We start from the raw sequence: 24,445 nt of genomic DNA, 5'->3' as shown, positions 1-24,445 counted from the left end.
CGGCCCCTCTTCCGGGAGAAGGGGAGCAGAGCCGCTCTTCCCCCTCTCCCCCTGAGAGAGGGCTGGGGTGAGGGCAAACCCGAACCACCCAAGTCGCGCCCGCTTCCAACAGCAGGGCGCGATCAACCAGATCACCGCTTCCCCGTTCGTCCTCGCTGAACAGAGGACCAGAGCGTGAAAGCCGACACGGAGCCCCACCATGTCCCTGCTCAAGACTTCGCTGCACGCCCTGCACCTGGAACTCGGCGCCCGCATGGTGCCCTTCGCCGGCTACGAGATGCCGGTGCAGTACCCGCTCGGCGTGCTCAAGGAGCACCAGCACACCCGTGCCCAGGCCGGGTTGTTCGATGTGTCGCACATGGGCCAGGTCCTGCTCGAAGGCGAGGAAGCCGCTGAGGCGCTGGAGACCCTGGTACCGGTCGACATCATCGACCTGCCCAGCGGCATGCAGCGCTATGCCCTGCTGACCGACGACAACGGCGGCATCCTCGACGACCTCATGGTCGCCAACCTGGGTGACTGCCTCTACCTGGTGGTCAACGCCGCCTGCAAGGAAGCCGATCTCGCCCACCTGGAAAAGCACCTGGGCGACCGCTGCCAGGTGCTGCCGCAATTCGACCGCGCCCTGCTGGCCCTGCAGGGCCCCGCCGCTGCCGCGGTGCTGGCGCGCCTGGCGCCGGAAGTGGCCGAGATGACCTTCATGCAGGTCCGCCGCGTCAAGCTGCTGGACCAGCCCTGCATCGTCAGTCGCAGCGGCTACACCGGCGAAGACGGCTACGAGATCTCGGTGCCGAGTGCTGCCGCCGAAGCCCTGGCCCGCCGCCTGCTGGCCGAGCCGGAAGTCGAAGCCATCGGCCTGGGTGCCCGGGATTCCCTGCGCCTGGAAGCGGGCCTCTGCCTCTATGGCCACGACATGGATGCCGGCACCACGCCGGTGATGGCCAACCTGGGGTGGGCGCTGTCCAAGGTGCGCCGCGAAGGCAACGGCCGCGCTGGCGGTTTCCCGGGCGCCGAGCGTATCTTCGCCGAACAGCGCGACGGCGTGACGCGCAAGCGTGTCGGCCTGCTGGTGCAGGAGCGGGTGCCGGTGCGCGAGGGCGCGGAGCTGGTGGATGCCAATGGCGCCAGCATCGGTCGCGTGACCAGTGGCGGCTTCGGCCCGACCCTGGGGGCACCGGTGGCCATGGGGTACGTCGACAGCGACTTCGCCGCCCTGGATACCCAGCTGTTCGCCGTGGTGCGCGGCAAGCAGGTGCCGGTCAAGGTCGCCAAGACGCCCTTCGTGCCGCAGCGGTATTACCGCGGTTGATCTGAGTGTTGGGCTTCGCGTTGCTCAACCCAACCTACGAGCGCGTGCCGTAGGTTGGGTTGAGCGCCAGCGAAGCCCAACAGCGCCTTACGCCACCGGATAATCCCGAAACACCGACAAGGTCTCCGCTTCGGCAGTCAGGGCCTCCAGCGTCGGATAATTGCGCCGCTCGATCAGTCCCGGCAGGGCGAAGTGCAGGAAGGTCCAGGCCACGGCGGTGTCGATGGCGTCCTGGCCGATGCTGTCCTCGCCCAGCGGCGGACGCGGGCCCAGCCAGGCCTTGTCCAGGGCGCCACAGGCCGCGCGCAACTGCCCCTCCACCCGTTGCTGCCAGGGCGCATGGCGCTTGTCTTCCGGCCGCAGGTCGCGCTCGTACACCAGCTGCACCGCCTTCTCGGACAGGGCCAGCGCCAGGCCGCTGCGACTGAGGGCGGTCGCCCGCGCGGCATGGCCAGCGGGTCGCAGTTGGCGACTGCCGCAGGCGAGATGCTGGGCGTAGTCCAGGATCAGCGACGAATCCATCAGCCGCTGGCCGTCCAGGCAGATCAGCGTGGGCGCCTTGAGCACCGGGTTGAAGCTGCGAAAGCGCTCGACTTCGCGAAACAGCGACACTTGGCGCAGTTCGAAAGGCAGTACCAGCAGGCGTAGGGAGATCGCGACTCGCCGCACATAGGGGGAGTCGAGCATGCCGATGAGTTGCATGGGGGCATCCTGTCAGAAAGAGTGAATCCTGTTTCACGTGGAACGTCACCCTTGTCGTGTGTTTCACACTGGGTGCCGCTCTGGACAGGACATTAAGCATTCAGCGAAGCTGCCACCAGCGAGAAATTCTGACCGGATCGTTAAGGAAAACTTACATGTCCCGCGTGCCGCCCTTGAATGCCCTGCGCTGCTTCGAAGCGGTTGCCCGCCTGGGCAGCGTGACCCGCGCCGCCAATGAATTGCACCTCACCCATGCCGCGGTCAGTCAGCAGGTAAAGGGGCTGGAGCATCAACTGGGCATGGTGCTGTTCGAGCGCCAGGGGCGCGGGATCGAGGTCACCGGCGACGGTCGCGTCTATGCCGAGCAGGTCCGCCAGTTGCTCGACGATCTGGGCGAGGCGACCCGGCGCCTGCAGGCCCGCCCGCGGCGCAACGAGCTGGTGTTCGCCACCTTTCCCTCCTTCGCCACCCACTGGCTGTTGCCCCGGCTGCCGCGTTTTCGCGCCCTGCACCCGGAGTACCGCATCCGTATCCAGACCAGCCTGGATTTCCAGGATCTGCGCCAGGGCATGGTGGATATTGGAGTGCGCATGGGCGAGGGGCAGTGGGATGGCCTGACGGCGCTACGGTTGTTTCAGGACGATGTGCTGCTGGTGGCGGCGCCTGGTTACAACGGTGGGCAACTGCCGCGCAGTCTAGACGAGGCCCTCGCGCAGCCGCTGTTGCATACGGAGGAAACCTGGCTGCACTGGGGCGAAACGGCCGGTCTAGGCGAAGCGGCACCCAATCGCGGCATCAGCGTGAACGATTCCAACGTGGTACTGGAGGCGCTACGCCTTGGTCAGGCGCTGGCGCTGGAGCGGCGCAGCCTGGTGCAGGCCGCGCTGAACGAGGGGCGTCTGGTCCAGCTCAGTCCGGTGACGGCGCCCTATCCCTATGCCTACTGGCTGGTCTGGCCGGAACGTGCCGAATCGGCGGACAAGCAGGAGCGCTTCAGCGCCTGGATCCAGGCCGAGGTCGCGACCTATCTGGCCGCGCTGGAGGCGCCGACGCCCGCTTAGGGCGTCGGGCGGAGCGTCTTAGCGCAGCAGCAGCTTGCGACGGCCGTCCGGCCAGACTTCCCAGAGTTGATCGTTGATGCGCTGCACCTGGCTAGTGGTCCGGCGCATGGCCGAAATGCTGGCGCGCAGGGCCTGGCCACTGGCGGTGTCGACGAAATTTCCGGCGCCGGTGCTCTCGGCCGTGGCGCGATCCATAGCTACAGTGTTCATTGACGCCTCCCAGAGCTCGGCTAAAGACGGCGAAAGTGCCGTAGCCCAAGGACCGGCCGTCACGGGCAAGATTCCGCTCCCCTGGTAGCAGCCGTTCAAGCTGTGATCCACGTCCTAAGCGCGCTGTGGCCTGTTGGGCGAATTTGCGCCAAGACCGTTTTCTGTACGGATATACAGATTAGTTCTTGCGCAGGTCGCGCAGGCTTTGCATCCTGTGGCGATTCCCCTCGCGCGACGCCCGCCATGCAGCTGTATCTCTGCGAAAAACCCTCCCAGGCCAAGGACATCGCCCGTGTCCTCGGCGCCACGCGCCGTGGCGAGGGCTGCCTGCAGGGGCAGGGTGTGACCGTCACCTGGTGCATCGGTCATCTGCTGGAAACGGCGCCACCGGATGCTTATGACGCGCGCTACAAGCGCTGGTCGCTGGACGACCTGCCCATCGTCCCTGAGCAGTGGAAGCTGCAGGTCAAGAAGACCACCGGCAGCCAGTTCAAGGCGGTCAAGCGCCTGCTCGGCGAGGCCAGCGAATTGGTGATCGCCACCGATGCCGACCGCGAGGGCGAGATGATCGCCCGCGAGCTGGTGGAACATTGCCGCTATCGCGGGCCGATTCGCCGGCTGTGGCTGTCGGCGCTGGATGACGTCTCCATCCGCCGCGCCCTGGCCGCGCTCAAGCCCGGTGCCGAGACCTATGGGCTCTATCAGTCCGCCCTGGGGCGTTCGCGCGCCGACTGGCTGATCGGCATGAACATGAGCCGGCTGTTCACCCTGCTGGGGCGTCGCTCCGGCTACCAGGGCGTACTCTCGGTCGGGCGGGTGCAGACCCCGACCCTGCGCTTGGTGGTGGACCGCGACCGCGCCATCGCCGCCTTCGTGCCAATGCCTTTCTGGACCGTGGAGGCGACCCTGGAGGCCTCGGGCAGTCGCTTTCAGGCCCAATGGCAGCCGCCAGAGGACGTCTGTGACGACCAGGGGCGCTGCGTCAAGCCCGAGGTGGCCCAGGCCGCGGCGCGGGCCATCGAGGCGGCCGGGCAGGCACGGCTGGTCAAGCTCAAGACCGAACGCATCCGCGAGGCGGCGCCCTTGCCCTTCGACCTGGGCACCCTGCAGGAGGTCTGCTCCAAGCGCCTCAACCTGGGCGCCCAGCAGACCCTGGACGTGGCCCAGGCGCTCTATGAGAAGTACAAGCTGATCACCTATCCACGCAGCGACTGCGGCTACCTGCCGCTGTCCCAGCACGCCGAGGCGCCGGCGCTGCTGGCCGCCTTGCTGGGCGCCGACAACAGTCTCGCCCCCCTGCGCGATCACCTGGACGCCAGTCGCCGCTCGCGGGCCTGGAACGACGCCAAGGTCAGCGCCCACCACGGCATCATCCCGACCCTGGTGACCCGCGACCTGGGGCGTTTGAGTCCGCAGGAGCGCAACGTCTATGGCCTGATCCGTGCCCGTTACCTGGCGCAGTTCCTGCCGCAGCACGAATTTGATCGTACCCAGGCCGACTTCGAGGCCGGTGGCGAACGCCTGCGCGCCACCGGCAAGCGGCTGGTGGAACCGGGCTGGCGGCGCGCCTTGCCCGAGTCGCTCACGCCGCCCAAGGGCCGTGAGGCCCCGCCGCCCCAGGCGCTGCCCGAGTTGCGCGAGGGGGAGTCCTATCCGGTGGTGGAGGTGCGCTGCCGGGATCAACTGACCCAGCCGCCCAAGCCCTTCACCGAGGGCGATTTGATCAAGGCGATGAAAAATGTCGCCAAGCTGGTGGAGGATCCGGCCCTCAAGCAGAAGCTCAAGGACACCACCGGCATCGGCACCGAGGCGACCCGCGCCAGCATCATCCAGGGCTTGCTGGACCGCGGCTATATGGTCAAGCAGGGCAAGGCCCTGGCGGCGACGCCGGCGGCCTTCGGCCTGATCGACGCCGTGCCCCGGGCCATCGCCGATCCGGGCACCACAGCGCTCTGGGAGCAGGCACTGGATCGGGTGCAGGAAGGCGAATTGAGCCTCGCGGAATTCGTCACCAAACAATCGGCCTGGATGGGCAAGCAGGTGGAGCGCTGCCTCGGCCTGACCCTGACCATCAGCGGTCCGCCGCCGGCGGGCAAGGGCGCGCCTTGGAAGAAGAAGCGGCGTACCGGCGGGACCAAGGCCAAAGCCAAGCCGGGCGGCGCACCGACGCGCGCGCGCAAGCCCAAGGTCAAGCCTGGCTGAGGACGGCGTACAGGCGTTCGAGCACGGCGTCGGGCTGGGTCAGGACGTCGTGGTTCCAGAAGCGCAGGATCTGGAAGCCCTGGGTCTCCAACCAGGCATCGCGCTCACGGTCGTTGGCGCTGCCTTGATGCTGGCCGCCATCCAGCTCGATCACCAGCCGTGCTTCCAGGCAGACGAAGTCAAGGATGTAGCGGCCATAGGGGTGCTGGCGGCGGAATTTATGGCCTTGCAGACGCTTGCCGCGCAGGTGGTACCAGAGCAGGCGCTCGGCATCGGTCTGGCCTCGGCGCAGGGCGCGGGCATGGGTGATAAGGGGCATGGGAATCCTTTCCCTTGGCGTATGGGGCGGCCCTCACCCCAACCCTCTCCCGGAGGGAGAGGGAGCGGTACGGAGTGAGAGGTGATCTGGGGAGTATCGCCTGGAACAGTGGAGATCGCGAGGCGCTGAAACGGCGCTTTGCGCGATGTTCGAGATGGCGCAGCTGAGGCGCCTGGGACCGTGGCGATAGCGTGGCCCTTACCCAGCCCTCTCCCAAAGGGAGATGGGGTGATACCGATCGAAGAGGGCTATGGAGTGACCGAGGAGATCGAAAGGTAGGCAACACTGCCAGGATCGCTATCGCAGTAACACCGAAACGACACTGAGGCTCTTGTCTGGAGGGGAAGCCCTTCACCGCTCCAGGCCGCCCCCTCTCCCTGGGGGAGAGGGTTGGGGTGAGGGCGGCAGGACCAGGTATCGTGAATCGCTATCGCAGTAACACCGAAACGAAATCGAGGCTCTTGTCTGGAGGGGAAGCCCTTCACCGCTCCAGACCGCCCCCTCTCCCCGGGGGAGAGGGTTGGGGTGAGGGCGCAAAGCCCCGTGCCCGCGTCTTATTTCTTCTCGAACGCCGCTGCCGCCGTGGCGTAGGCCGCTTCGTGATAGTCGAATTCGGCGGACTGCACCAGCAGAGTTTCCTCGTCCTCGGTGAAGGCGATCACCGGGCGATAGGAGAGGCCGTCGGCCTTGATTTCGGCTTCGTCGATGAGCTTGGAGAGATCGAAGGCGAAGTCACCGCAGATGGCCTTGGCCTGGGCGTCGGTGATGCCGTGCTTCTTCAGGGCATCGCGCAGCAGGGTGCTCCACTGGTATTGAAACTGGATACCCAGTTTGGCGTAGCTGGGACCGTAGTCGATTTCCATGAGTGTGTAACCGGGGCTTGGGAGGAGGGGACGAACTCGCCACAGCGGCCAGCGAAATGACCGTTGTGAGCGCTGCCGGTGGCACTACGATGGCGTGCCCCAAAGCCCAGGCAAAGGGGGGCGGGCCGGACGGCCAAATCTAATGACCGAGAGGCCCGCACCCAGGGACGAGCGGTTATTCGTGGACGATGCGCGAGTGGTCGCGGGTGTCCTTCATGAAGACGTAGACCAGCAGCGAGCAGGCGATGCAGCCGGTCACGTACCAGTAGTAGCCGCTTTCCATGCCGATGCTCTTGAACCACAGCGCCAGGTATTCGGCGGTGCCGCCGAAGATGGACACGGTCAGGGCATAGGGCAGGCCGACGCCCAGGGCGCGGATCTCGGTGGGGAACAGCTCGGCCTTCACCACGGCGTTGATCGAGGTGTAGAAGCTGACGATCACCAGCGCCACCATGATCAGGCCGAAGGCGCCCCACCAGCTGGTGACGCTGCCCAGGGCGGTCAGGATCGGATAGGTGAACAGGGTGCCGAGCACGCCGAAGGCGATCAGTACCGGGCGCCGGCCGACGCGGTCGGAGAGGGCGCCAACGATGGGCTGCAACAGCATGAACAGGAACAGCGTCGCCGCCGAGATGGAGGTGGCGTCGGTCTTGCTCATGCCCACCGAGTTGACCAGGTACTTCTGCATGTAGGTGGTGTAGGTGTAGAAGGCCAGGGTGCCGCCCATGGTCAGGCCGACCACGGTGAGAAACTCCTTGGGATGCCGCGCCAGGGTGCGCATCAGGGATTCCTTGGGCTTCTCGGCCTTCTTGAAGGAGCTGGTCTCTTCCATGCCGCGCCGCAGGTAGAGTGCGGTCACGGCACAGGCGGCGCCGATCAGGAAGGGAATGCGCCAGCCCCAGCTTTCCAGCTGTTCGACGGTGAGGGTCTGCTGCAGCACGATCAGGGTGGCCAGGGCCAGCAGCTGGCCGGAGATCAGGGTGACGTACTGGAAGCTGGAGTAGAAACCGCGGCTTTCCTTGGTCGCCATCTCGCTCAGGTAGGTGGCGGAGGTGCCGTATTCACCGCCCACCGAGAGGCCCTGCAGCAGCCGCGCCAGCACCAGCATGATGGGCGCGGCGACGCCGATGGTGGTGTAGCTGGGGGTGAGGGCGATGATCAAGGAGCCTGCGCACATCATGATCACCGAGACCATCAGCGCGGATTTGCGGCCGGCCTTGTCGGCGTAGAGGCCCATCAGCCAACCGCCGATGGGGCGCATCAGGAAGCCCACGGCAAAGATGGCGGCGACGTTGAGCAACTGGGCGGTCTGGTCGCCCTTGGGAAAGAAGGCCTTGGCGAAATACAGCGAGAAGGCGGCGTAGACGTACCAGTCGTACCATTCGACCAGGTTGCCGACGGAGCCGCTGAAGATGGACTTGATGCGCTGCGAGGTGGTCTTGGGCGCGGTCTGGCCGGCCGCGAGGGTAGCGGTGCTATCCACAGGGTGTTCCTCTCTTGTCGTTGTTATTAGGGCGCTCGGGGCGTCGACAAGGGCTATAGCAGGGCGCGTGCCAGGTCGCGAAGCCGCATTCTGACTGGGTTTTGCCAGGGACGATCGGCGAAAGATCGCCGAAAGCCGGTGGGTAATGAGCGGATTTCCGCCTATGGCCGGTCAGTCATCCTCGAGACTGTCGCGGAAGTCGGCACGCACCAGGCCGTGACGCTGCATCTTCTCGTTGAGGGTACGCCGCGGCAATTGCAACTCGTCCATCACCGCCTTGATCTCGCCACCATGACGGGCCAGGGCGGCGCGCAGGCACTGGGCTTCGAAGGCTTCCAGCTGATCGGCCAGGGAATTGCCCTGGGCGGTCGGCGGCGCGCCCAGGCCGAGGACCTCGCGTTCGGCGGCGTTGGCCAGTTCGCGGACATTGCCCGGCCAGCCGTGACCCAGCAGCTGGGCCAGTCGCGCCGCGCCGGGCGGTGTGACCGGGCGCCCCAGGCGGGCGCCGGCCTCGGCGAGAAAGTGATCGAACAGCAGCGGGATGTCTTCGCGTCGCGCCCGCAGCGGCGGCAGGTGCAGTTCGGCGACGTTGAGACGATAGGCCAGGTCTTCGCGAAAGCGCCCGGCGCGCGCCTCTTCCAGCAGGTCCGGCTTGGTGGCGGCGACGATGCGCAGGTCCAGGGCGATGCTCTGGTTGGAGCCGAGACGCTCCAGGCGCTGCTCCTGCAACACCCGCAAGAGCTTGACCTGCTGCGCCAGGGGCATGCTCTCGATCTCGTCGAGAAACAGGGTGCCGCCGTTGGCGTATTCCAGCTTGCCGATGCGCCGGCCCTGGGCGCCGGTGAAGGCGCCGCTCTCGTGGCCGAACAATTCGCTCTCGAACAGTTGCTCGGGAATGGCCGCGCAGTTGAGGGCGACAAAGGCCTTGCCGGCCCGGGGACCGAAATCGTGCAGGCAACGGGCGACCAATTCCTTGCCGCTGCCGGTCTCGCCGCGCAAGAGCACGTTGACCGGGGTCGGCGCCAGATCGAGGATCTGCTGGCGCAGGCGGGCGATGCCCGGCGAGACCCCCAGCAGCCGGCGGGCGAGGGCGCTCTGGTCGTCGACCCGGCGGTGCAGCTGGCGGTTCTCCAGCACCAGCCGGCGCTTTTCCAGGGCGCGGCCGAGATCGCCGAGCAGCGCCTCGGGGCTGAAGGGCTTTTCCAGGAAATCGTAGGCGCCCTGACGCATGGCGCTGACCGCCAGAGCGACGTCGCCATGGGCGGTGAGCAGGATCACCGGCAGGTCGGCATCCAGGGCCTGCAGCCGGCCCAGCAGGGCCAGACCGTCCATGCCGGGCATGCGCACGTCGCTGACCACCACGCCGGCGAAATCCGGGGTCACGGCCGCCAGGCAGTCCTCGGCGCGGGCGAACAGCCGCACCTGATGCCCCGACAGCTCCAGCCACTGGCGCACCGCTTCGCGGATGCTGGCTTCGTCGTCGACCAGATAGACCTGGGCTTGCATGGGGGCGTCCTCTCGCGGCCGGTGCGCGGTTACCTTGCCCGAACGGCACGGGGCGGTCGAGTCATCCGAAGGAATGAACGTAGCGGGCAGCGGAACAGACCCGAGGGGCTGCTCAGTGATTTCAGCTTGGGCCAGTGCGGCAAGCCGCAGGCGACTAGGGGGAGGGAGACGCTTCTTGGCCGCAGTAGGCTACCGGCAGCCGAAGCCTGAAGACCGCGCCTTCGGTATCGTTCGCGGCCGTCAGGCTGCCGCCCTGGGCCTGGACGATGGCCGAGGACACCGCCAGCCCCAGCCCCAGGCCTTCGCCGATCGGCTTGGTGGTAAAGAAGGGATCGAATACCTGGCCCAGGTGTTCAGCGGCGATGCCGCCACCGTTGTCGGCCACCTCCAGCAACCAGCTGTCCCCCTCTTGCACGAGGCTGACCCGAACCTGCGGCTTCGGTCGTTCGGCCACGGCGTCCAGGGCATTGCGCAGCAGATTGACCAGCACCTGCTCCAGGCGAATCGGATCGCCCAGCAGCCAGGCCGGGCGCGGCAGTTCCAAGTCCAGTTTGACAGCCAGCTCGGCGCGCCGCGCCTCCAGCAACTCCAGCGCCTGGTCCACCACCTGAGCCAGATCGACCCGCTCGCGCAGACTGGCAGGGGTCTTGCGGGCATAGGTCTTGAGATGGGCGGTCAGGCCGCTCATGCGGGTGAGCAGGCCATCGAGGCGTTCCAGGGCGGCGCGGGCCTCGTCCAGGCGGCCGTGGTCCAGCAGCAGCCGCAGACTGGCCAGGTGCATGCGCTGGGCGGTGAGCGGCTGGTTGAGTTCATGCACCAGGGCTGCCGACATCTGCCCCAGGGCGGCCAGCTTGGCGGCCTGCACCAGGCCATCCTGGGCGGTGCGCAACTCGGCGGTGCGGGCTTCCACCAGTTGCTCCAGCTCCAGTCGACTGCGCTGGCGCAGGCGCTGCAGCCGCCGCCGCTGCACCAGCAGCAGGCCGGCGCAGACCAGCAGCAGCCAGGCGCAGCCGGCGGCCAGGGCGGCGCCCAGGCCGCTGCCCTGCAGCTCCCGGGTCGGTCTGATCAGGTGCAGGGTCCAGCCTTCGCTGGGCAGCGGCAGGCTGTCCCAGAGGTAGTCGGCGCTGCCTTCGGGCGCCTCGATACGGGCCACCTGGCGCTGGTCGTCCAAGACCACCTGTTGGCTATGAAGCAGCGGTTGCAGGGTGCGTCTGTCGTACTGCCGGGTGGTGGCCAGTTCGGCGCGTTCGGCGGGCGTCAGCTCGCGCAGCAGGCGATAGCGCCAGGCCGGCCGGTTGGCGGCAAAGACCACGCCGCGCGCATCGCTCACCAGCAAGACCTCGGGGTGCTCGCCCCAGCGCGCCTCGATGGCGGGGAATTCCAGCTTGACCACCACGGCGCCGAGAAAGCGTCCCTCGGCGTCCAGTACCGCGTGGGAGAGGAAATAGCCGGGAATGCCGGTGGTGACCCCCACGGCATAGAAGCGGCCGCTGCCGCCGGCGAGGGTCTCGCGGAAATAGGGCCGGAAGCCGTAGTTATGGCCGACGTAACTGGTGGGCAGCCGCCAGTTGCTGGCGCCGATGGCCAGGCCGCTGCGATCCAGCACCTCCAGGGTCGACGACTGGGCAGCGGCATTGAGTCGTTCCAGCTTGAGATTGAGGCGCTCGGTGGCGGCGGCATCGGGTGGCGTGGTGAGGGCGGCGATCAGCTCGGGATCCTGGGCCAGCACCGCGGGCAGGGCGCGAAAGCGATCGATCAGGGTCTGCAGGCCGCTGGCGTGCAGGCGCAACTGTTCCTGGCCGAGCAGGCTGGCCTCGGCCAGGCTCGCCCGTTCGGCGCGGTGCCAGGCCAGACTGCTGACCAGCAGACCGCCGAGCAGGGCGAGCAACAGGACCGGCAGCAGGCGCAGGGCTGGAGGCATGACAAGGGACCGTGACAGGGATGGCCGGACGATAGCACGGCGGGGCGGCGGCGGTTCAGGCCGAGGCGGCGGTGCGCTGGGCGATCTGCTCGGGCTGGAAATGGCAGGTGAAGCAGCTGCCCTCGCCGGGCACGCTGTGGATATCCAGGCCGCCGCGATGACGGATCAGCACGTGCTTGACGATGGCCAGGCCCAGGCCGGTGCCACCGGTGCTGGACGCGCGGCTGGCGTCGATGCGATAGAAGCGTTCGGTCAGGCGCGGCAGGTGGCGAGCGTCGATGCCGGGCCCGGTGTCCTGCACGGCGACATGGGCCCCCTCGGCATCCTGCCAGGCGCGGACCCGCACCTCGCCGCCCTCGGGGCTGTACTTGACCGCGTTGAACACCAGGTTGGAAAAGCAGCTGCGCAGTTCCGTCTCGCTGCCCAGCAGCGCCAGGTCCGGGGCGCAGTCCAGGCTCAGGCGGTGGCCGATGGCGCCGGACAGGGCGCGGCCGTCCTGCAGGATGGAGGCGAGCAGGGGTTCCAGGGCCACGGGGCGATTGTCGGCGGGGTAGTCGGTGGCTTCCAAGCGGGCCAGCAGCAGGAGGTCGTCGATGGTGTGCTGCATGCGCCCGGCCTGCTGCTGCATCTGTCCCAACGCCCGGCGCCAGCGTGGGGTGGCATGCTCGGCGTTGTCCAGCAGGGTTTCCAGGTAGCCGGTGATTACCGTCAGCGGGGTGCGCAGCTCATGGGAGACGTTGGCGACGAAATCCTTGCGCATCTGTTCCAGCTGGTGGATGCGAGTCACGTCACGCACCAGCAGCAGGCGATCGCCCTCGCCGAAGCGGGTGATCAGGATGTGCAGGTACTGGTCGTCATTGAGCGGCGAGGCCAGTTCCAGCGGCTCGCCATAGTCGCCGCCGAGAAAGTAATCGGAAAAGCGCGGATGGCGCACCAGGTTGGTGATGGGCTGGCCGAGATCCTGGGGCTGGCGCAGACCCAGCAGGGTTTCTGCGGCGCGGTTCCACCATTCCAGGTTGCCATAGCGGTCCACCAGGATGATGGCGTCGCGCAGGGCCTCGGTGGAGGCCTGGGCGCGGCCGATGACGGCGAGCAGTTCTTCACGCTGGCGCTGCTCGTGGCGCTGGCGGCGATAGAGCCGGTCCAGCACATCGCCCCACAGCCCTTCGGCCTCGGGCGGTGCGCCTGGGGCATCGCTCAGCAGCCAGGCATGCAGCCGCAGCAGGTGTTTCAGGGTGACCGCCAGATAGACCGCCAGTCCCAGAGCCACCGCCAGCCCGACATGGCCGAAGGGCCAGCCGGCCAGGGCGCAGCCGCCGACCACGATCGACAGCTGGGTGGCCAGACGGGAGCGCCAGTTGATGTTCACGGCGGCGGTGATCCCGCGTCAGAGTTTGGTGGAAAAGCGATACCCGGTGCCGCGCACCGTCTGTACCAGGTTCTCGTAGGTCTCGCCCAGGGCCTTGCGCAGGCGACGAATGTGCACGTCCACGGTGCGTTCCTCGACATAGACGTTGCCGCCCCAGACCTGGTCGAGCAACTGGCCGCGGGTGTAGGCGCGTTCCTGGTGGGTCATGAAGAACTGCAGCAGGCGGTACTCGGTGGGCCCCATCTCGGCGGGCGCGCCATCGATGGTCACCCGGTGGCTGATCGGATCCAGGATCAGGCCGTTGACCTCCAGCGGACCGTCGTTCTCCAGGTGGCCGGTACGGCGCAGCACGGCTTTCAGCCGAGCCACCAGCTCGCGGGGCGAGAAGGGCTTGGTGATGTAGTCGTCGGCACCGGTCTCCAGGCCCTGGACCTTGTTGTCCTCGTCGCCCTTGGCCGTGAGCATGATGATGGGAATGGCGTCGGTCAGTTCGTCGCGCTTGAGGCGCCGAGCCAGCTCCAGGCCGGAGGTGCCGGGCAGCATCCAGTCGAGCAGGATGAGATCGGGCTTGCGATCGACGATCAGGGCGTGGGCGTCCTTGCTGTTGTCCGCCTCCAGGCATTCATAGCCCGCCATTTCCAGGGCCACGGCGATCATTTCGCGAATGGGGGCCTCATCGTCGACGATCAGGATGGATTTACCCGTCATGGAGCGCTCTGCCTCTCGAGTCCTTGCAATGTGCCGTGCATTAGATAGCGCCAATATTGCAGCTATGTGACAAGGCTGTCATATCTAACTTCAATCCCACAATATGGGATGACGTATCACATATTGAGATTTGCCAGCGAGGGTTCTAGAGTGAAGGCCATGAACGACAACAATTCCAACAAGGGCGAAGCGCCCAGCGGGGCCCAGGCGCTGTTTCGCGGCCTGGCGGTGCTCGAAGCCGTGGCCGCCGGGGCCGACAACCTGGCCCAGGTCGGCGCCGCCATTGGCTGCACCCGCAGCACCACCCATCGCCTGGTGGCCGCCCTGACCCAGGCCGGCTACCTGCGCAGCGATAGCGGGCGGTTGATCCTGGGCAGCCACCTCATCGCCCTCGGCTACCAGGCCCGTGAACAGCTGCCGCTGACCGGCGTGGCCCGGCCCCATCTGCAACGCCTGGCCCAGCACTGCGGTGACACCGTGCACCTCGGCGTGCGCGAAGGCGGCGATGTGCTCTATCTGGATAAGCTGCCGGGCAGCCGTGGCCTGGAGATGAGATCCCGGGTCGGCCTGCGCATGCCGCTGGCGCTGACCGGGGTCGGCAAGGCGCTGATGCTGGATCTCGCCGAAGTCGAGTGGGAAGCCCTCTATGGCGAAGGCGTGGCCCGGCGTAGCGGCCAGCCCGGCCTGCGCGAGGACTTCCTGCCCTGGGCCGACTATTGCGCGCGGCTGCGCCGCCATGCCGCCGAAGGCTACGCCCTGGATCTGGAAGAGAACGAACTGGGCATCCGCTGCGTGGCCGCGCCCATCCGTGGCGCCGACGGCGCCATCGTCGCGGCCCTGAGCGTGGCCAGTGCCATCCCCTATATGCCCGAGGCGCGGCTGCACGAGTTGCAGCCCGAGGTCAGTGCCTGCGCCCGGGCCATTTCCCGCGAACTCGGCTGGAGCCCTGCATGACCGCCACCCCGCACCTCATCGGCCTCGACTGGGGCACCTCGTCCCTACGCGCCCAGCTGTTCGACGCCCAGGGCGCCGTGCTGGAAACCCGCAGCCGGCCCTGGGGCATCATGCATGTGCCCGATGGCGACTTCGCCGCGGCCTATCGCACCCTGGTGGGCGACTGGCGCGAGGCCCAGCCGGACCTGCCCGCCATCGCCTGCGGCATGGTCGGCAGTCGCGGTGGCTGGCGCGAGGTGCCCTATGCCGATTGCCCCGCCGACGTCCACAGCCTGGCTGCCGGTCTGCTGCGCCTGGACAGCGGCTGCGGCGAGCTCCATCTGGTCCCCGGCGTGATGCAGCGCGGCGCCTTGCCCAACGTGCTGCGTGGCGAGGAAACCCAGGTGTTCGGCGCCCTCGAACTGGAGCCGGACCTGGCCGAGGAGGCCGTGCTGGTGCTGCCCGGCACCCACAGCAAGTGGGTGCGGGTGCGTGACGGTCGCCTCACCGATTTCGCCACCTACATGACCGGCGAGCTGTTCGCCGTCCTGCGCGAACATTCCATCCTGGGGCGTCCGGCCACCGAGGCCGGTCCCGAGGCCAGTGCCGAGGCCTTCCGCCTGGGCTTGGTGACCGCCCGCGACGCCGGGGCCGAAGGCCTGTTCGGCCGCCTCTTCACCGCCCGCAGCCGGGTGCTAACCGGCGAGCTGAGCGCGGCGCACAGCCTCGACTACCTGTCCGGTCTGCTGATCGGCGAAGAATTGCGCAGCCAGGTCGCCGCGCTCAAGGGTGCCACCTGCCCACCCCTGGTGCTGATCGGCGACGCGGCGCTCTGCCAGCGCTATCGCGACGCCCTGGCGCTGTTCGACATCCACCAGGTCCGCCTGCTGGAGCAGGCCACCCGGGCCGGGCTCTGGCGCCTGGCCCAGGCCGCCGGCCTGCTCCCCACCTCTGGAGGCTCCCATGCTTGATACCTACCTCAAGGACCTGCCGCTGATCGCCATCCTGCGCGGCGTCACCCCGGACGAGATCGTCCCGGTCGGTCGTGCCCTGTACGACGCCGGCTTTCGCGTCATCGAGATCCCGCTCAACTCGCCGCAGCCCTTCGAAAGCATCCGCCGACTGACCGCCGAGCTGGATGAAAGCTGCCTGATCGGCGCCGGCACCGTGCTCACCGAGGCCCAGGTGGCCGAGGTGGACGCCGCGGGCGGCCGGCTGATCGTCTCGCCCAACGCCAACCTGGCGGTGATCCGTGCCAGCAAGGCCGCTGGCCTGGTCAGTGCTCCCGGCGTGGCCACCCCCTCGGAAGGCTTCGCCGCCCTCGACGCCGGCGCCGACAGCCTCAAGCTGTTTCCCGCCGAGCAACTCGGCCCGGCCGTGGTCAAGGCCTGGCGCGCGGTCTTCCCCAAGGCGCTGGCGCTCCTGCCGGTGGGTGGCATCACCCCGGACAACATGGGCCCCTACGTGGCCGCCGGCGCCAACGGCTTCGGACTCGGCTCGGCGCTGTATAAGCCGGGCCTCACGGCGGTCCAGGTGAGCGCCAACGCCCAGGCGTTTGCGGCCGGGTGGCGGTCCGTTTCCTAATTCAATCGCGGTCATGGACCGCTCCTACAGATACCCGGTGCCTCCGTAGGAGCGGTCCATGACCGCGATTTGCCCAATCCCCCTCGATTCCAATAATTACTGTCGAGATTTCCACACCATGAAGATCACCAAACTCACCACCTATGTCGTCCCGCCGCGCTGGTGCTTTCTCAAGATCGAGACCGACGAGGGCATCCACGGCTGGGGCGAACCCGTGCTGGAAGGTCGCGCCCACAGCGTGGCGGCGGCGGTCGAGGAACTGGCCGACTACCTGATCGGCAAGGACCCGCGCAACATCGAAGACCACTGGACGGTGCTCTACCGGGGCGGCTTCTATCGCGGCGGCGGCATCCACATGAGCGCCCTGGCCGGCATCGACCAGGCCCTGTGGGACATCAAGGGCAAGGCCCTGGGCGTACCGGTGCACGAGCTGCTCGGCGGCCAGGTGCGCGACAGCATCCGCGTCTATTCCTGGATCGGCGGCGACCGCCCGGCGGAGACCGCAGCCCAGGCCCTGGAGCGTCAGGCCAAGGGCTTCACCGCGATCAAGATGAACGCCAGCGAAGAGATGCAGTTCGTCGATACCTACGACAAGGTCGACCAGGTGATCGCCAACGTCGCCGCCATCCGCGACGCCTGCGGGCCGCACTTCGGCATCGGCGTGGATTTCCATGGTCGGGTGCACAAGCCCATGGCCAAGGTGCTGGTCAAGGAGCTGGAGCAGTTCCGCCTGATGTTCATCGAGGAGCCGGTGCTCAGCGAACACCACGAGGCGCTCAAGGAAATCGCCCTGATGAGCAACACGCCCATCGCCCTGGGCGAGCGGCTGTACTCGCGCTGGGACTTCAAGCGCATCCTCCAGGAAGGCTACGTCGACATCCTGCAGCCCGATCCGTCCCACGCCGGAGGCATCACCGAGACGCGCAAGATCGCCAACATGGCCGAGGCCTATGACGTGGCCATCGCCCTGCATTGCCCGCTCGGCCCCATTGCCCTGGCGGTCAATCTGCAGCTGGACGCCAACTGCTACAACGCCTTCATCCAGGAGCAGAGCCTGGGCATCCACTACAACCAGGGCAACGACCTGCTGGACTACATCAAGAATCCCGAGGTCTTCGACTACGCCGATGGCCACGTGAAGATCCCCCAGGGACCGGGGCTGGGCGTCGAGGTCAACGAGGAATTCGTCAAGGAACAGGCCGCCATCGGCCATCGCTGGCGCAACCCGATCTGGCGGCACAAGGACGGCAGTTTCGCGGAATGGTAAATCTTCGATTCAACGCTGCTGCGCTTGCCGGAGCGGCGTTGAAAGCCGGTTCGAAATGCTCATGCACTCGATGTGCACTCCGCTTTCTCACCGGCTTTCGCCTTGCTCCGCCTGCGCTCGCGACGCGTTGCTTTCGAAGATTGGCGCCGCTGCTCCCTCACCCCAACCCTCTCCCCAAGGGAGAGGGGGCAAGAGCAGGAGCTCCGGCCCCGACGCTCGCACTGACCGTCCCCTCTCCCTCTGGGAGAGGGCCAGGGTGAGGGAAAAGCAACGCCACTGTTAATGGCCAGACACACCGCTGGCCCCTCACCCCAACCCTCTCCCCAAGGGAGAGGGGCAAGAGCAGGAGCGCGGGACTCGACCTCCGCACCGACCATCCCCTCTCCCCTTGGGAGAGGGCCAGGGTGAGGGCCGCCACGGCGCCCTGACCCCTAGACATCGACAACGCTCGCCACAACGTCAATTACAGGACCCGAGCCATGCCAACCCCTACCCAGGCCTCCCCGGCGGCGGCCACGGTTGCCCCGACCCTGGCCAAGCCCAGCCGGGCGCGCTTCTTCATCATGATGCTGCTGTTCGTCACCGTGGTGATCAACTACCTCGACCGCAGCAACCTCTCCATCGCCGCCCCGCACCTGGCCCAGGACCTGGGCATCGAACCGGTGCACATGGGGCTGATCCTCTCGGCCTTCGGCTGGACCTACGCCGCCATGCAGATCCCCGGCGGCTGGCTGGTGGACAAGGTCGCTCCGCGCATCCTCTATCCGGTAGCCATCGCGCTCTGGTCGCTGGCCACCATCGGCCTGGGTTTCGTCGGCAGCTTCATCGGCCTGATCATCCTGCGTCTCGCCGTGGGCGCCCTGGAGGCACCGGCCTATCCGATCAACAACCGGGTGGTCACCACCTGGTTTCCCGAGCGCGAGCGGGCCACCGCCATCGGCTTCTACACCTCCGGCCAGTTCGTCGGCCTGGCCTTTCTCACCCCGGTGCTGATCTACCTGCAGCAGACCTTTGGCTGGCACATGGTCTTTGTCGTCACCGGCGGTGTCGGCATCCTCTGGGCCGCCATCTGGTATCTGGTCTATCGCGAACCCAAGGATTTCCGCGGCGCCAATGCCGCCGAGGTCGCGCTGATCCAGGAGGGTGGCGGTCTGGTCGATCTGGAGCAGAAGAACCGCAGTCGCGCCGCCTTCCAGTGGCGTGACCTCTGGAGCGTGCTCAACAAGCGCAAGCTCTGGGGCATCTACATCGGCCAGTTCTGCCTCAATTCCACCCTCTGGTTCTTCCTCACCTGGTTCCCCACCTACCTGGTGAAATACCGCGGCATGGACTTCATCAAGGCCGGCTTTCTCGCCTCGTTGCCGTTCCTGGCCGCCTTCCTCGGCGTGATCTGCTCGGGCCTGCTGTCGGACTGGCTGGTCCGTCGCGGCGCCTCCGTGGGCCTGGCGCGCAAGCTGCCGATCATTGGTGGCCTCTTGATCTCCACCAGTATCGTCGGCGCCAACTTCGTCGACTCCCCGGCGCTGATCATCGCCTGCCTGGCGCTGGCCTTCTTTGGCAACGGCCTGGCCTCCATCACCTGGTCGATGGTCTCGGCCATGGCGCCGGAGCGGCTGATCGGCCTCACCGGCGGCATGTTCAACTTCATCGGCAACCTCTCGGCCATCTGCGTGCCCATCGTCATCGGCTTCCTGGTCAAGGACGGCAGCTTCGCCCCGGCCATCGCCTTCATCGGCGTGACCGCACTGATCGGTGCCCTCTGCTATGGCCTGGTGGTGGGCAAGGTGGAACGTCTGCCCGAATAAGGGCGACTAAGGAAGCACCGCGTGCCTGTCCCGGTACGCGGTGCTCTGCCACCGGCCTTGCCGGACCCATAACGACAACAAAGGAGTCTCCCCATGCCGCTCGCCCGTCGCACCTTTCTCGGCGTATCCCTGGCCGCTTCGGCCGGTCTGGTCGCCAGTCGCGCCCTCGCCGACGACAAGTTCGGCCTTACCCGCAACTGGGAGGGCAAGCCGCCCATCGTCATGCCCGATCCCGCCTGGGAAATCCACGACCAGGCCTTCAAAGGCCGCCTGGGCAATGCCTTCGTCGAGCGCCTCTGGTCCGGTGGTCTCTGGACCGAGGGCCCGGTGTGGATGGCCGACTGGCGCTGCCTGCTGTTCAGCGACATCCCCAATGCCCGGGTGATGCGCTGGAGCGCCGACGACGGCCACGTCAGCGTCTACGATGACCAGTCCCACAACGCCAATGGCCACACCCGTGACCGCGAGGGCCGGTTGATCAGCTGCGAGCACGACAGCCGCCGCGTCACCCGCCGCGAGTTGAACGGCAGCGTCACGGTGCTGCTCGACCGCTTCGACGGCAAGCCACTGAACGCCCCCAACGACGTAGTGGTCGGGGCCGATGGTGCCATCTGGTTCACCGATCCCGGCTACGGCATCCTCGGCGCCTACGAGGGCCACAAGGCCGAATTCGAGCTGCCTACCAACGTCTATCGCATCGATCCCCAGGGCAAGGCCACGGTGGCGGCGGGCGACTTCGGCCGGCCTAACGGCCTGGCCTTCGCCCCCGATGGCAAGCGCCTCTACATCAGCGACACCGCTGGCGGCGGCAATCCCGGCAAGCCCAACCATCTGCGTGCCTTCACGCTGAAGGACGACGGCACCCTGGGCGGCGGCGAGGTGCTGATCGATGCCAAGGACCAGGGCGTGATCGACGGCTTCCGCGTCGACAGCGACGGCAACCTCTGGTGCAGCTGGGCCGGCTCGGCCGAGCAGAACAGCGTGCGGGTCTTCAATCCGAGCGGCCAGCCGCTGGCCACCCTGCACCTGCCGGAGACCGTGTCCAACGTCGAGTTCGGCGGCCTCAAGGGCAATCGCCTGTTCATCACCGGCGGCGGTTCGCTCTATGCCACCTATGTGAACGCCCAGCCCGCGCGGCTCTGGTAAGGGCCTCTCACCGGCCGAACCAAGGATCGTTAGACAGGTCTGTAACAAGCGGATACGGAACGACCCGCGCCAACAAGATCGCCCACAAGGCGAGCGAGGAGCCTCAGTCATGAGCAACACCACTACCAACGCCGACGGTCACGTCACCGAAAAGGCCCAGCCCAAGGCGATCTTCGCCTGTTTGATGGCCGCCCTGGCCGGTCTGATGTTCGGCCTCGACATCGGCGTCATTTCCGGCGCCACCAAATTCATCCAGCAGGAATTCCAGATCTCCGATCAGGTGATCGAGTGGATCGTCTCCAGCATGATGGCCGGTGCCGCCCTGGGCGCTCTGGGCGCCGGCTCGCTGTCGGCCAAGCTGGGGCGCAAGAAATCGCTGATGCTGGGCGCCATCCTGTTCGTGATCGGCTCGATCCTCTGTGGCCTGGCCACTTCGCCGACCATGCTGATCTTCGCCCGCTTCCTGCTCGGCCTGGCCATCGGCATCGCCTCCTTCACCGCGCCGCTGTACCTGGCCGAGGTCGCTCCGGAAAACATCCGCGGCTCGATGATCTCGCTGTACCAGCTGATGATTACCGCCGGCATCCTGCTCGCCTTCCTCTCCAACACCGCCTTCAGCTACTACGAGGCCTGGCGCTGGATGCTCGGCATCATCGCCATCCCCGGGGTGCTGTTCCTGATCGGCGTCTTCGCGCTACCCGACAGTCCGCGCTGGCTGATCATGGCCGGGCGCAAGCAGGAGGCCATCAAGGTCCTGCACAAGCTGCGCGGTGACGAAAAGGTCATCCAGCAGGAAGTCGCCGAGATCGAAGAGCAGCTCAAGGTGCCGCAGAAGGGCTGGTCGCTGTTCAAGGAGAACGCCAACTTCCGCCGCTCCGTGGGCCTGGGCGTGCTCTTGCAGGTGGTGCAGCAGTTCACCGGCATGAACGTGGTGATGTACTACGCCCCGCGCATCTTCGAGGGCATGGGCTACGACACCGCCGCCCAGATGTGGTTTACCGCCGCGGTCGGTCTGACCAACGTGCTGGCCACCTTCATCGCCATCTTCCTGGTCGACAAGTGGGGCCGCAAACCCATCCTCTATACCGGCTTCGTGGTCATGGCCGTGGGCCTGGGCGTGGTCGGCACCATGCTCGGCATGGGCAACCTGAGCCACGGCCAGCAGACCTTTACCGTGGTCATGCTGCTGATCTTCATCGTCGGCTTCGCCATGTCGGCCGGTCCGCTGATCTGGACCCTGTGCTCGGAAGTCCAGCCACTCAAGGGCCGCGACTTCGGCATCGGCTGCTCCACCTTCACCAACTGGATCGCCAACATGATCGTCGGCGCCACCTTCCTGACCATGCTGGGCACCTTGGGGCAGGGCACCACCTTCTGGATCTATGCCGGTCTGAACGTGGTGTTCATCTTCCTGGTGTTCCTGCTGGTGCCGGAGACCAAGGGTGTCACCCTGGAGCGCATCGAGCGCAATCTGATGCAGGGCAAGCGCCTGCGCGACCTCGGTCAATAGGATCGAGCGCACAAGAAAACGCCCGGCGATGCCGGGCGTTTTTCATTAACGATCCCAGTGTTTGTGTCTGTGCTTGGCGTGCTTCCAGCCCTTGCCGGGATGGTCGCGGTAGCGGCGATCGTCGCGGCCGCTGTCGCCCAGGTTGTTGCCCAGGGCACTGCCGGCACCGCCACCCAGGGCTGCGCCCACCAGGCCACCGGTGCTGCCACCGACTCTATTGCCGATCACGTTGCCGCCCGCGGCGCCCAGGCCACCGCCGATGGCGGCCTCGGTGCGATTGCGCCGGTCCGCGCCCAGTACACCACCTGCTGCACCACCCACGCCGGCACCGATGGCCGCACCGGTACTGCCGCCGACCTGCTGGCCGACCAGGGTACCGAGTACGCCACCCACGGCGCCGCCGAGTCCGGCTTCGGTATTGCCCGCATAGGCCGGGGCAACGCCCGCCAGGGCAAGCAACAAGAACAGGGCTGAAGGTTTCATGGAGTCCACTCCGTGGTAGAGACGAGCCGATCCTCGGCAAAAATCGCTGCCCTGGCAAGTACCAAACGGTCGTTTGAATGGTAAAGGTTGTCTTTACCCATTCCTTTGATTTCCTTGAACAAACCTATACGGGAATAAGGGGTCTTGTCCCTTTGGTCGCGTCTGGAGCGGGGGTCTGCAGGCCGGCGCGGGCTGGTCTAGACTCAAGTCGACCGCTGCCAAGGGGACTTCATGATCCACGCTCGTCTGTTGTCTGGCTGTCTCCTGCTCCTTGCCAGTGTCAGCGCCTCGGCCTGGGAATACACCCTCATCGCGCCCGACAAGCCGGTGCAGAACTGGAGCATCAGCAGTGACCGCCTGGGTCTGCGCGATGGCCTGGCCTTTACCGTCGGTGTGCATCGCCTGAGTGGCGGGCGCCAGGAGGGTTCGGTGCTGATCGAGATCGATACCGGCGCCCTGCAGCTGACCGTGGTGGCCACCCGAGGCATGAACGTCCTGCGCGCCCAGGCCGGCACCCTGCGGCTGGGCTGGGATTCTCCGGTACGCGAGGTGGTCAATCCGGCCTTCGTCAACCTGGAAAGCCGCCATGGCCTGGGCTGGCTGGAGGGCTTCAACGAACTGGTGGCCCGCGCCGGTTTCGAGTGGGTCGGCCATCCGGGCATGGATCGGGGGCAGCTGCTGACCCTGCACGGACGGGCCAGTTATCTGCCGGCCAGTCAGGTGGTGCTGACCATCGACGAACAGCCGCCGCACCGCATCAGCCTCAAGGGCGTGCTGCACGAAGAGGCCTTCAAGCAGGCCAACTTTCGCATCGACACCGAACTGGTCACCCACGCCGGGGCTACCGGCTTCACGCTGCACGACCGCCTGACCAACCAGGGGGCGCATACCGCCGAGTACCAGGTGCTCTATCACAGCAACTTCGGTCCGCCGCTGCTCGGCGAGGGCTCACGGTTCGCCGCGCCGGTGCGGGAGGTGTCACCCTTCGATGCGCGGGCGCGTCAGGAACTGGGCGAATGGCAGGCCTATCGCGCACCCACGCCGGGCTATGGCGAGACGGTCTACAACCTCTACCCCTGGGGCGACGATCAGGGGCATAGCCTGGCGGTACTGCACGATCACAGTGCCCACCAAGGGGTGGCGCTGGCCTTCAATGTGCGGGAGTTGCCGGTCTTCACCTTGTGGAAGCACACCGATGCCAAGGCCCAGGGCTATGTCACCGGCCTGGAGCCAGGCACCAGCTTTTCCTACAACCGCAGCCAGCAGCGGGCCCTGGGGCTGGTGCCGCGCATCGAGGCGGGCGGCACGCGCGACTTCACCCTCGACTATCGGTTGCTGGCCACCGCCGCCGAGGTCCGGCAGGCGCTGGAGCAGGTCGAAGGCATCCGCCACGGCCGACCGACCAAGATGCGCGAGGCGCCGCTGGCCCAGGAGCCTTAGTGGCCTGGCGAGGCCGCGCTAGCGCCGCGCGGGCAACGGGCGGGTGCGACCGCTACCGTCGATGGCGACGAAGACGAACACCGCCTCGGTGACCTTGCTCCACTCGCTGGACAGCGGATCGTCGCTCCAGACCTCGATGAGGATCTGGATGGAGCTACGGCCCACTTCCAGCGTGTTGGTATAGAAGGAGAGCTGTGCGCCCACGGGCACCGGCGTCATGAAGGCCATGCGGTCGATGGCCACCGTGGCCACCCGACCAGCGGCCAGACGACTGGCCATGGCGCTGCCGGCCAGGTCCATCTGGGCCACCAGCCAGCCGCCATAGATGTCGCCGAAGCCGTTGGTCTCGCGGGGCAGAGCGGTGATCTGCATGGCCAGGTCGCCCTGGGGGATGGGATCTTCTTGTTCGAGCTCTTCGATCATGACAGGGCCCTCGGGAGCCCGGATAGGTAGGTAACGTTCAGCATCTGCACGCAAGAATGCTGCCAATCTCTCTGGGGAGATCGTTAGGGGGCTACAGTATAACGCCTGGGGCAGGGCGGCTCGACCGCTTTTGCACCAGGATGGAACAGGCATAGCTCGGCAGATGAGCCCTGAATGGGCACTGAATGAATAGCGGAAATT

The 24,445-nt window shown here is 66.9% G+C and carries 22 protein-coding genes; 11 read left to right on the top strand and 11 right to left on the bottom strand.

What is annotated here, in order from left to right:
* The first annotated feature begins 199 nt into the window (after nt 1–199).
* A complete protein-coding gene (gene gcvT, locus C722_RS0120825; RefSeq protein WP_017642370.1) occupies nt 200–1,309 on the top strand; it encodes a glycine cleavage system aminomethyltransferase GcvT in 1,110 nt (369 codons plus the stop codon).
* A gap of 87 nt (nt 1,310–1,396) precedes the next feature.
* Here the strand turns inward: gcvT and C722_RS0120820 are convergent, their stop codons facing one another.
* On the bottom strand, nt 1,397–2,011 hold the full coding sequence (locus C722_RS0120820) for a glutathione S-transferase (RefSeq protein WP_017642369.1): 615 nt from the start codon (nt 2,009–2,011) through the stop codon (nt 1,397–1,399).
* 155 nt (nt 2,012–2,166) lie between these two features.
* On the opposite strand from C722_RS0120820, the gene C722_RS0120815 reads away from it, so the two are divergent.
* Nucleotides 2,167–3,072: a LysR substrate-binding domain-containing protein gene (locus C722_RS0120815; RefSeq protein WP_017642368.1), complete on the top strand. Its 906-nt coding sequence runs from the start codon at nt 2,167–2,169 to the stop codon at nt 3,070–3,072.
* Between the two features lie 18 nt (nt 3,073–3,090).
* Here C722_RS0120815 and C722_RS26330 read toward each other — a convergent pair whose 3' ends face one another.
* A complete protein-coding gene (locus C722_RS26330; RefSeq protein ID WP_133860042.1) occupies nt 3,091–3,282 on the bottom strand; it encodes a hypothetical protein in 192 nt (63 codons plus the stop codon).
* Between the two features lie 243 nt (nt 3,283–3,525).
* Here C722_RS26330 and C722_RS0120805 point away from each other — a divergent pair, with 243 nt between their 5' ends.
* A complete protein-coding gene (locus C722_RS0120805) occupies nt 3,526–5,484 on the top strand; it encodes a DNA topoisomerase III (protein ID WP_017642366.1) in 1,959 nt (652 codons plus the stop codon).
* On the opposite strand, the gene C722_RS0120800 is transcribed toward C722_RS0120805, so the two are convergent.
* The 7 genes from C722_RS0120800 to phoB form a co-directional block, all read right to left on the bottom strand.
* Entirely contained in the window at nt 5,471–5,803 is a 333-nt protein-coding gene (locus tag C722_RS0120800) for an endonuclease domain-containing protein (protein WP_017642365.1), read from the bottom strand. The genes C722_RS0120805 and C722_RS0120800 overlap by 14 nt on opposite strands.
* 554 nt (nt 5,804–6,357) lie before the next feature.
* Nucleotides 6,358–6,666, bottom strand: a complete 309-nt coding sequence (locus tag C722_RS0120795) for a hypothetical protein (protein WP_017642364.1) — start codon at nt 6,664–6,666, stop codon at nt 6,358–6,360.
* A gap of 175 nt (nt 6,667–6,841) precedes the next feature.
* Nucleotides 6,842–8,149: an MFS transporter gene (locus C722_RS0120790; protein ID WP_017642363.1), complete on the bottom strand. Its 1,308-nt coding sequence runs from the start codon at nt 8,147–8,149 to the stop codon at nt 6,842–6,844.
* A gap of 171 nt (nt 8,150–8,320) precedes the next feature.
* A complete protein-coding gene (locus C722_RS0120785; protein ID WP_017642362.1) occupies nt 8,321–9,655 on the bottom strand; it encodes a sigma-54 dependent transcriptional regulator in 1,335 nt (444 codons plus the stop codon).
* 154 nt (nt 9,656–9,809) lie between these two features.
* A complete protein-coding gene (locus C722_RS0120780) occupies nt 9,810–11,576 on the bottom strand; it encodes an ATP-binding protein (RefSeq protein WP_017642361.1) in 1,767 nt (588 codons plus the stop codon).
* Between the two features lie 55 nt (nt 11,577–11,631).
* A complete protein-coding gene (gene phoR / locus C722_RS0120775; protein ID WP_017642360.1) occupies nt 11,632–12,945 on the bottom strand; it encodes a phosphate regulon sensor histidine kinase PhoR in 1,314 nt (437 codons plus the stop codon).
* An 18-nt stretch (nt 12,946–12,963) separates the two neighbouring features.
* Nucleotides 12,964–13,653, bottom strand: coding sequence for a phosphate regulon transcriptional regulator PhoB (gene phoB / locus C722_RS0120770; RefSeq protein WP_007159925.1), 690 nt, complete (start codon nt 13,651–13,653; stop codon nt 12,964–12,966).
* A 159-nt stretch (nt 13,654–13,812) separates the two neighbouring features.
* Between phoB and C722_RS0120765 the strand changes: the two genes are divergently transcribed.
* From C722_RS0120765 to C722_RS0120735, 7 genes are all read left to right on the top strand, one after another.
* Nucleotides 13,813–14,607 carry an IclR family transcriptional regulator gene (locus tag C722_RS0120765; protein ID WP_017642359.1) on the top strand — a complete coding sequence of 265 codons (795 nt, stop codon included), beginning with the start codon at nt 13,813–13,815 and terminating at the stop codon, nt 14,605–14,607.
* Entirely contained in the window at nt 14,604–15,557 is a 954-nt protein-coding gene (locus tag C722_RS0120760; RefSeq protein ID WP_017642358.1) for a 2-dehydro-3-deoxygalactonokinase, read from the top strand. The genes C722_RS0120765 and C722_RS0120760 overlap by 4 nt, the downstream gene beginning before the upstream one ends.
* Nucleotides 15,550–16,170, top strand: coding sequence for a 2-dehydro-3-deoxy-6-phosphogalactonate aldolase (locus C722_RS0120755; protein WP_017642357.1), 621 nt, complete (start codon nt 15,550–15,552; stop codon nt 16,168–16,170). Before C722_RS0120760 ends, C722_RS0120755 begins: the two co-directional genes overlap by 8 nt.
* 118 nt (nt 16,171–16,288) lie before the next feature.
* Complete coding sequence (dgoD, locus tag C722_RS0120750; protein WP_017642356.1) at nt 16,289–17,437, top strand: galactonate dehydratase; 1,149 nt, start codon at nt 16,289–16,291, stop codon at nt 17,435–17,437.
* A 479-nt stretch (nt 17,438–17,916) separates the two neighbouring features.
* Entirely contained in the window at nt 17,917–19,242 is a 1,326-nt protein-coding gene (locus tag C722_RS0120745) for an MFS transporter (protein WP_017642355.1), read from the top strand.
* 93 nt (nt 19,243–19,335) lie between these two features.
* Nucleotides 19,336–20,388 carry an SMP-30/gluconolactonase/LRE family protein gene (locus C722_RS0120740; protein ID WP_017642354.1) on the top strand — a complete coding sequence of 351 codons (1,053 nt, stop codon included), beginning with the start codon at nt 19,336–19,338 and terminating at the stop codon, nt 20,386–20,388.
* Between the two features lie 109 nt (nt 20,389–20,497).
* Nucleotides 20,498–21,898, top strand: coding sequence for a sugar porter family MFS transporter (locus C722_RS0120735; RefSeq protein WP_017642353.1), 1,401 nt, complete (start codon nt 20,498–20,500; stop codon nt 21,896–21,898).
* A gap of 45 nt (nt 21,899–21,943) precedes the next feature.
* Here C722_RS0120735 and C722_RS0120730 read toward each other — a convergent pair whose 3' ends face one another.
* Entirely contained in the window at nt 21,944–22,381 is a 438-nt protein-coding gene (locus C722_RS0120730) for a hypothetical protein (RefSeq protein WP_017642352.1), read from the bottom strand.
* A gap of 231 nt (nt 22,382–22,612) precedes the next feature.
* Between C722_RS0120730 and C722_RS0120725 the strand changes: the two genes are divergently transcribed.
* Complete coding sequence (locus C722_RS0120725) at nt 22,613–23,821, top strand: aldose 1-epimerase family protein (RefSeq protein ID WP_017642351.1); 1,209 nt, start codon at nt 22,613–22,615, stop codon at nt 23,819–23,821.
* An 18-nt stretch (nt 23,822–23,839) separates the two neighbouring features.
* On the opposite strand, the gene C722_RS0120720 is transcribed toward C722_RS0120725, so the two are convergent.
* Entirely contained in the window at nt 23,840–24,241 is a 402-nt protein-coding gene (locus C722_RS0120720; RefSeq protein WP_026083995.1) for an acyl-CoA thioesterase, read from the bottom strand.
* Nucleotides 24,242–24,445: the final 204 nt, after the last annotated feature.

Source organism: Pseudomonas sp. 313 (genome assembly GCF_000316965.1).
GTDB classification, from domain to species: Bacteria; Pseudomonadota; Gammaproteobacteria; order Pseudomonadales; family Pseudomonadaceae; genus Chryseomonas; species Chryseomonas benzopyrenica.
Note: the sequence above shows the minus strand (reverse complement) of the source record. Positions and strands in the feature narration are given on the sequence as shown.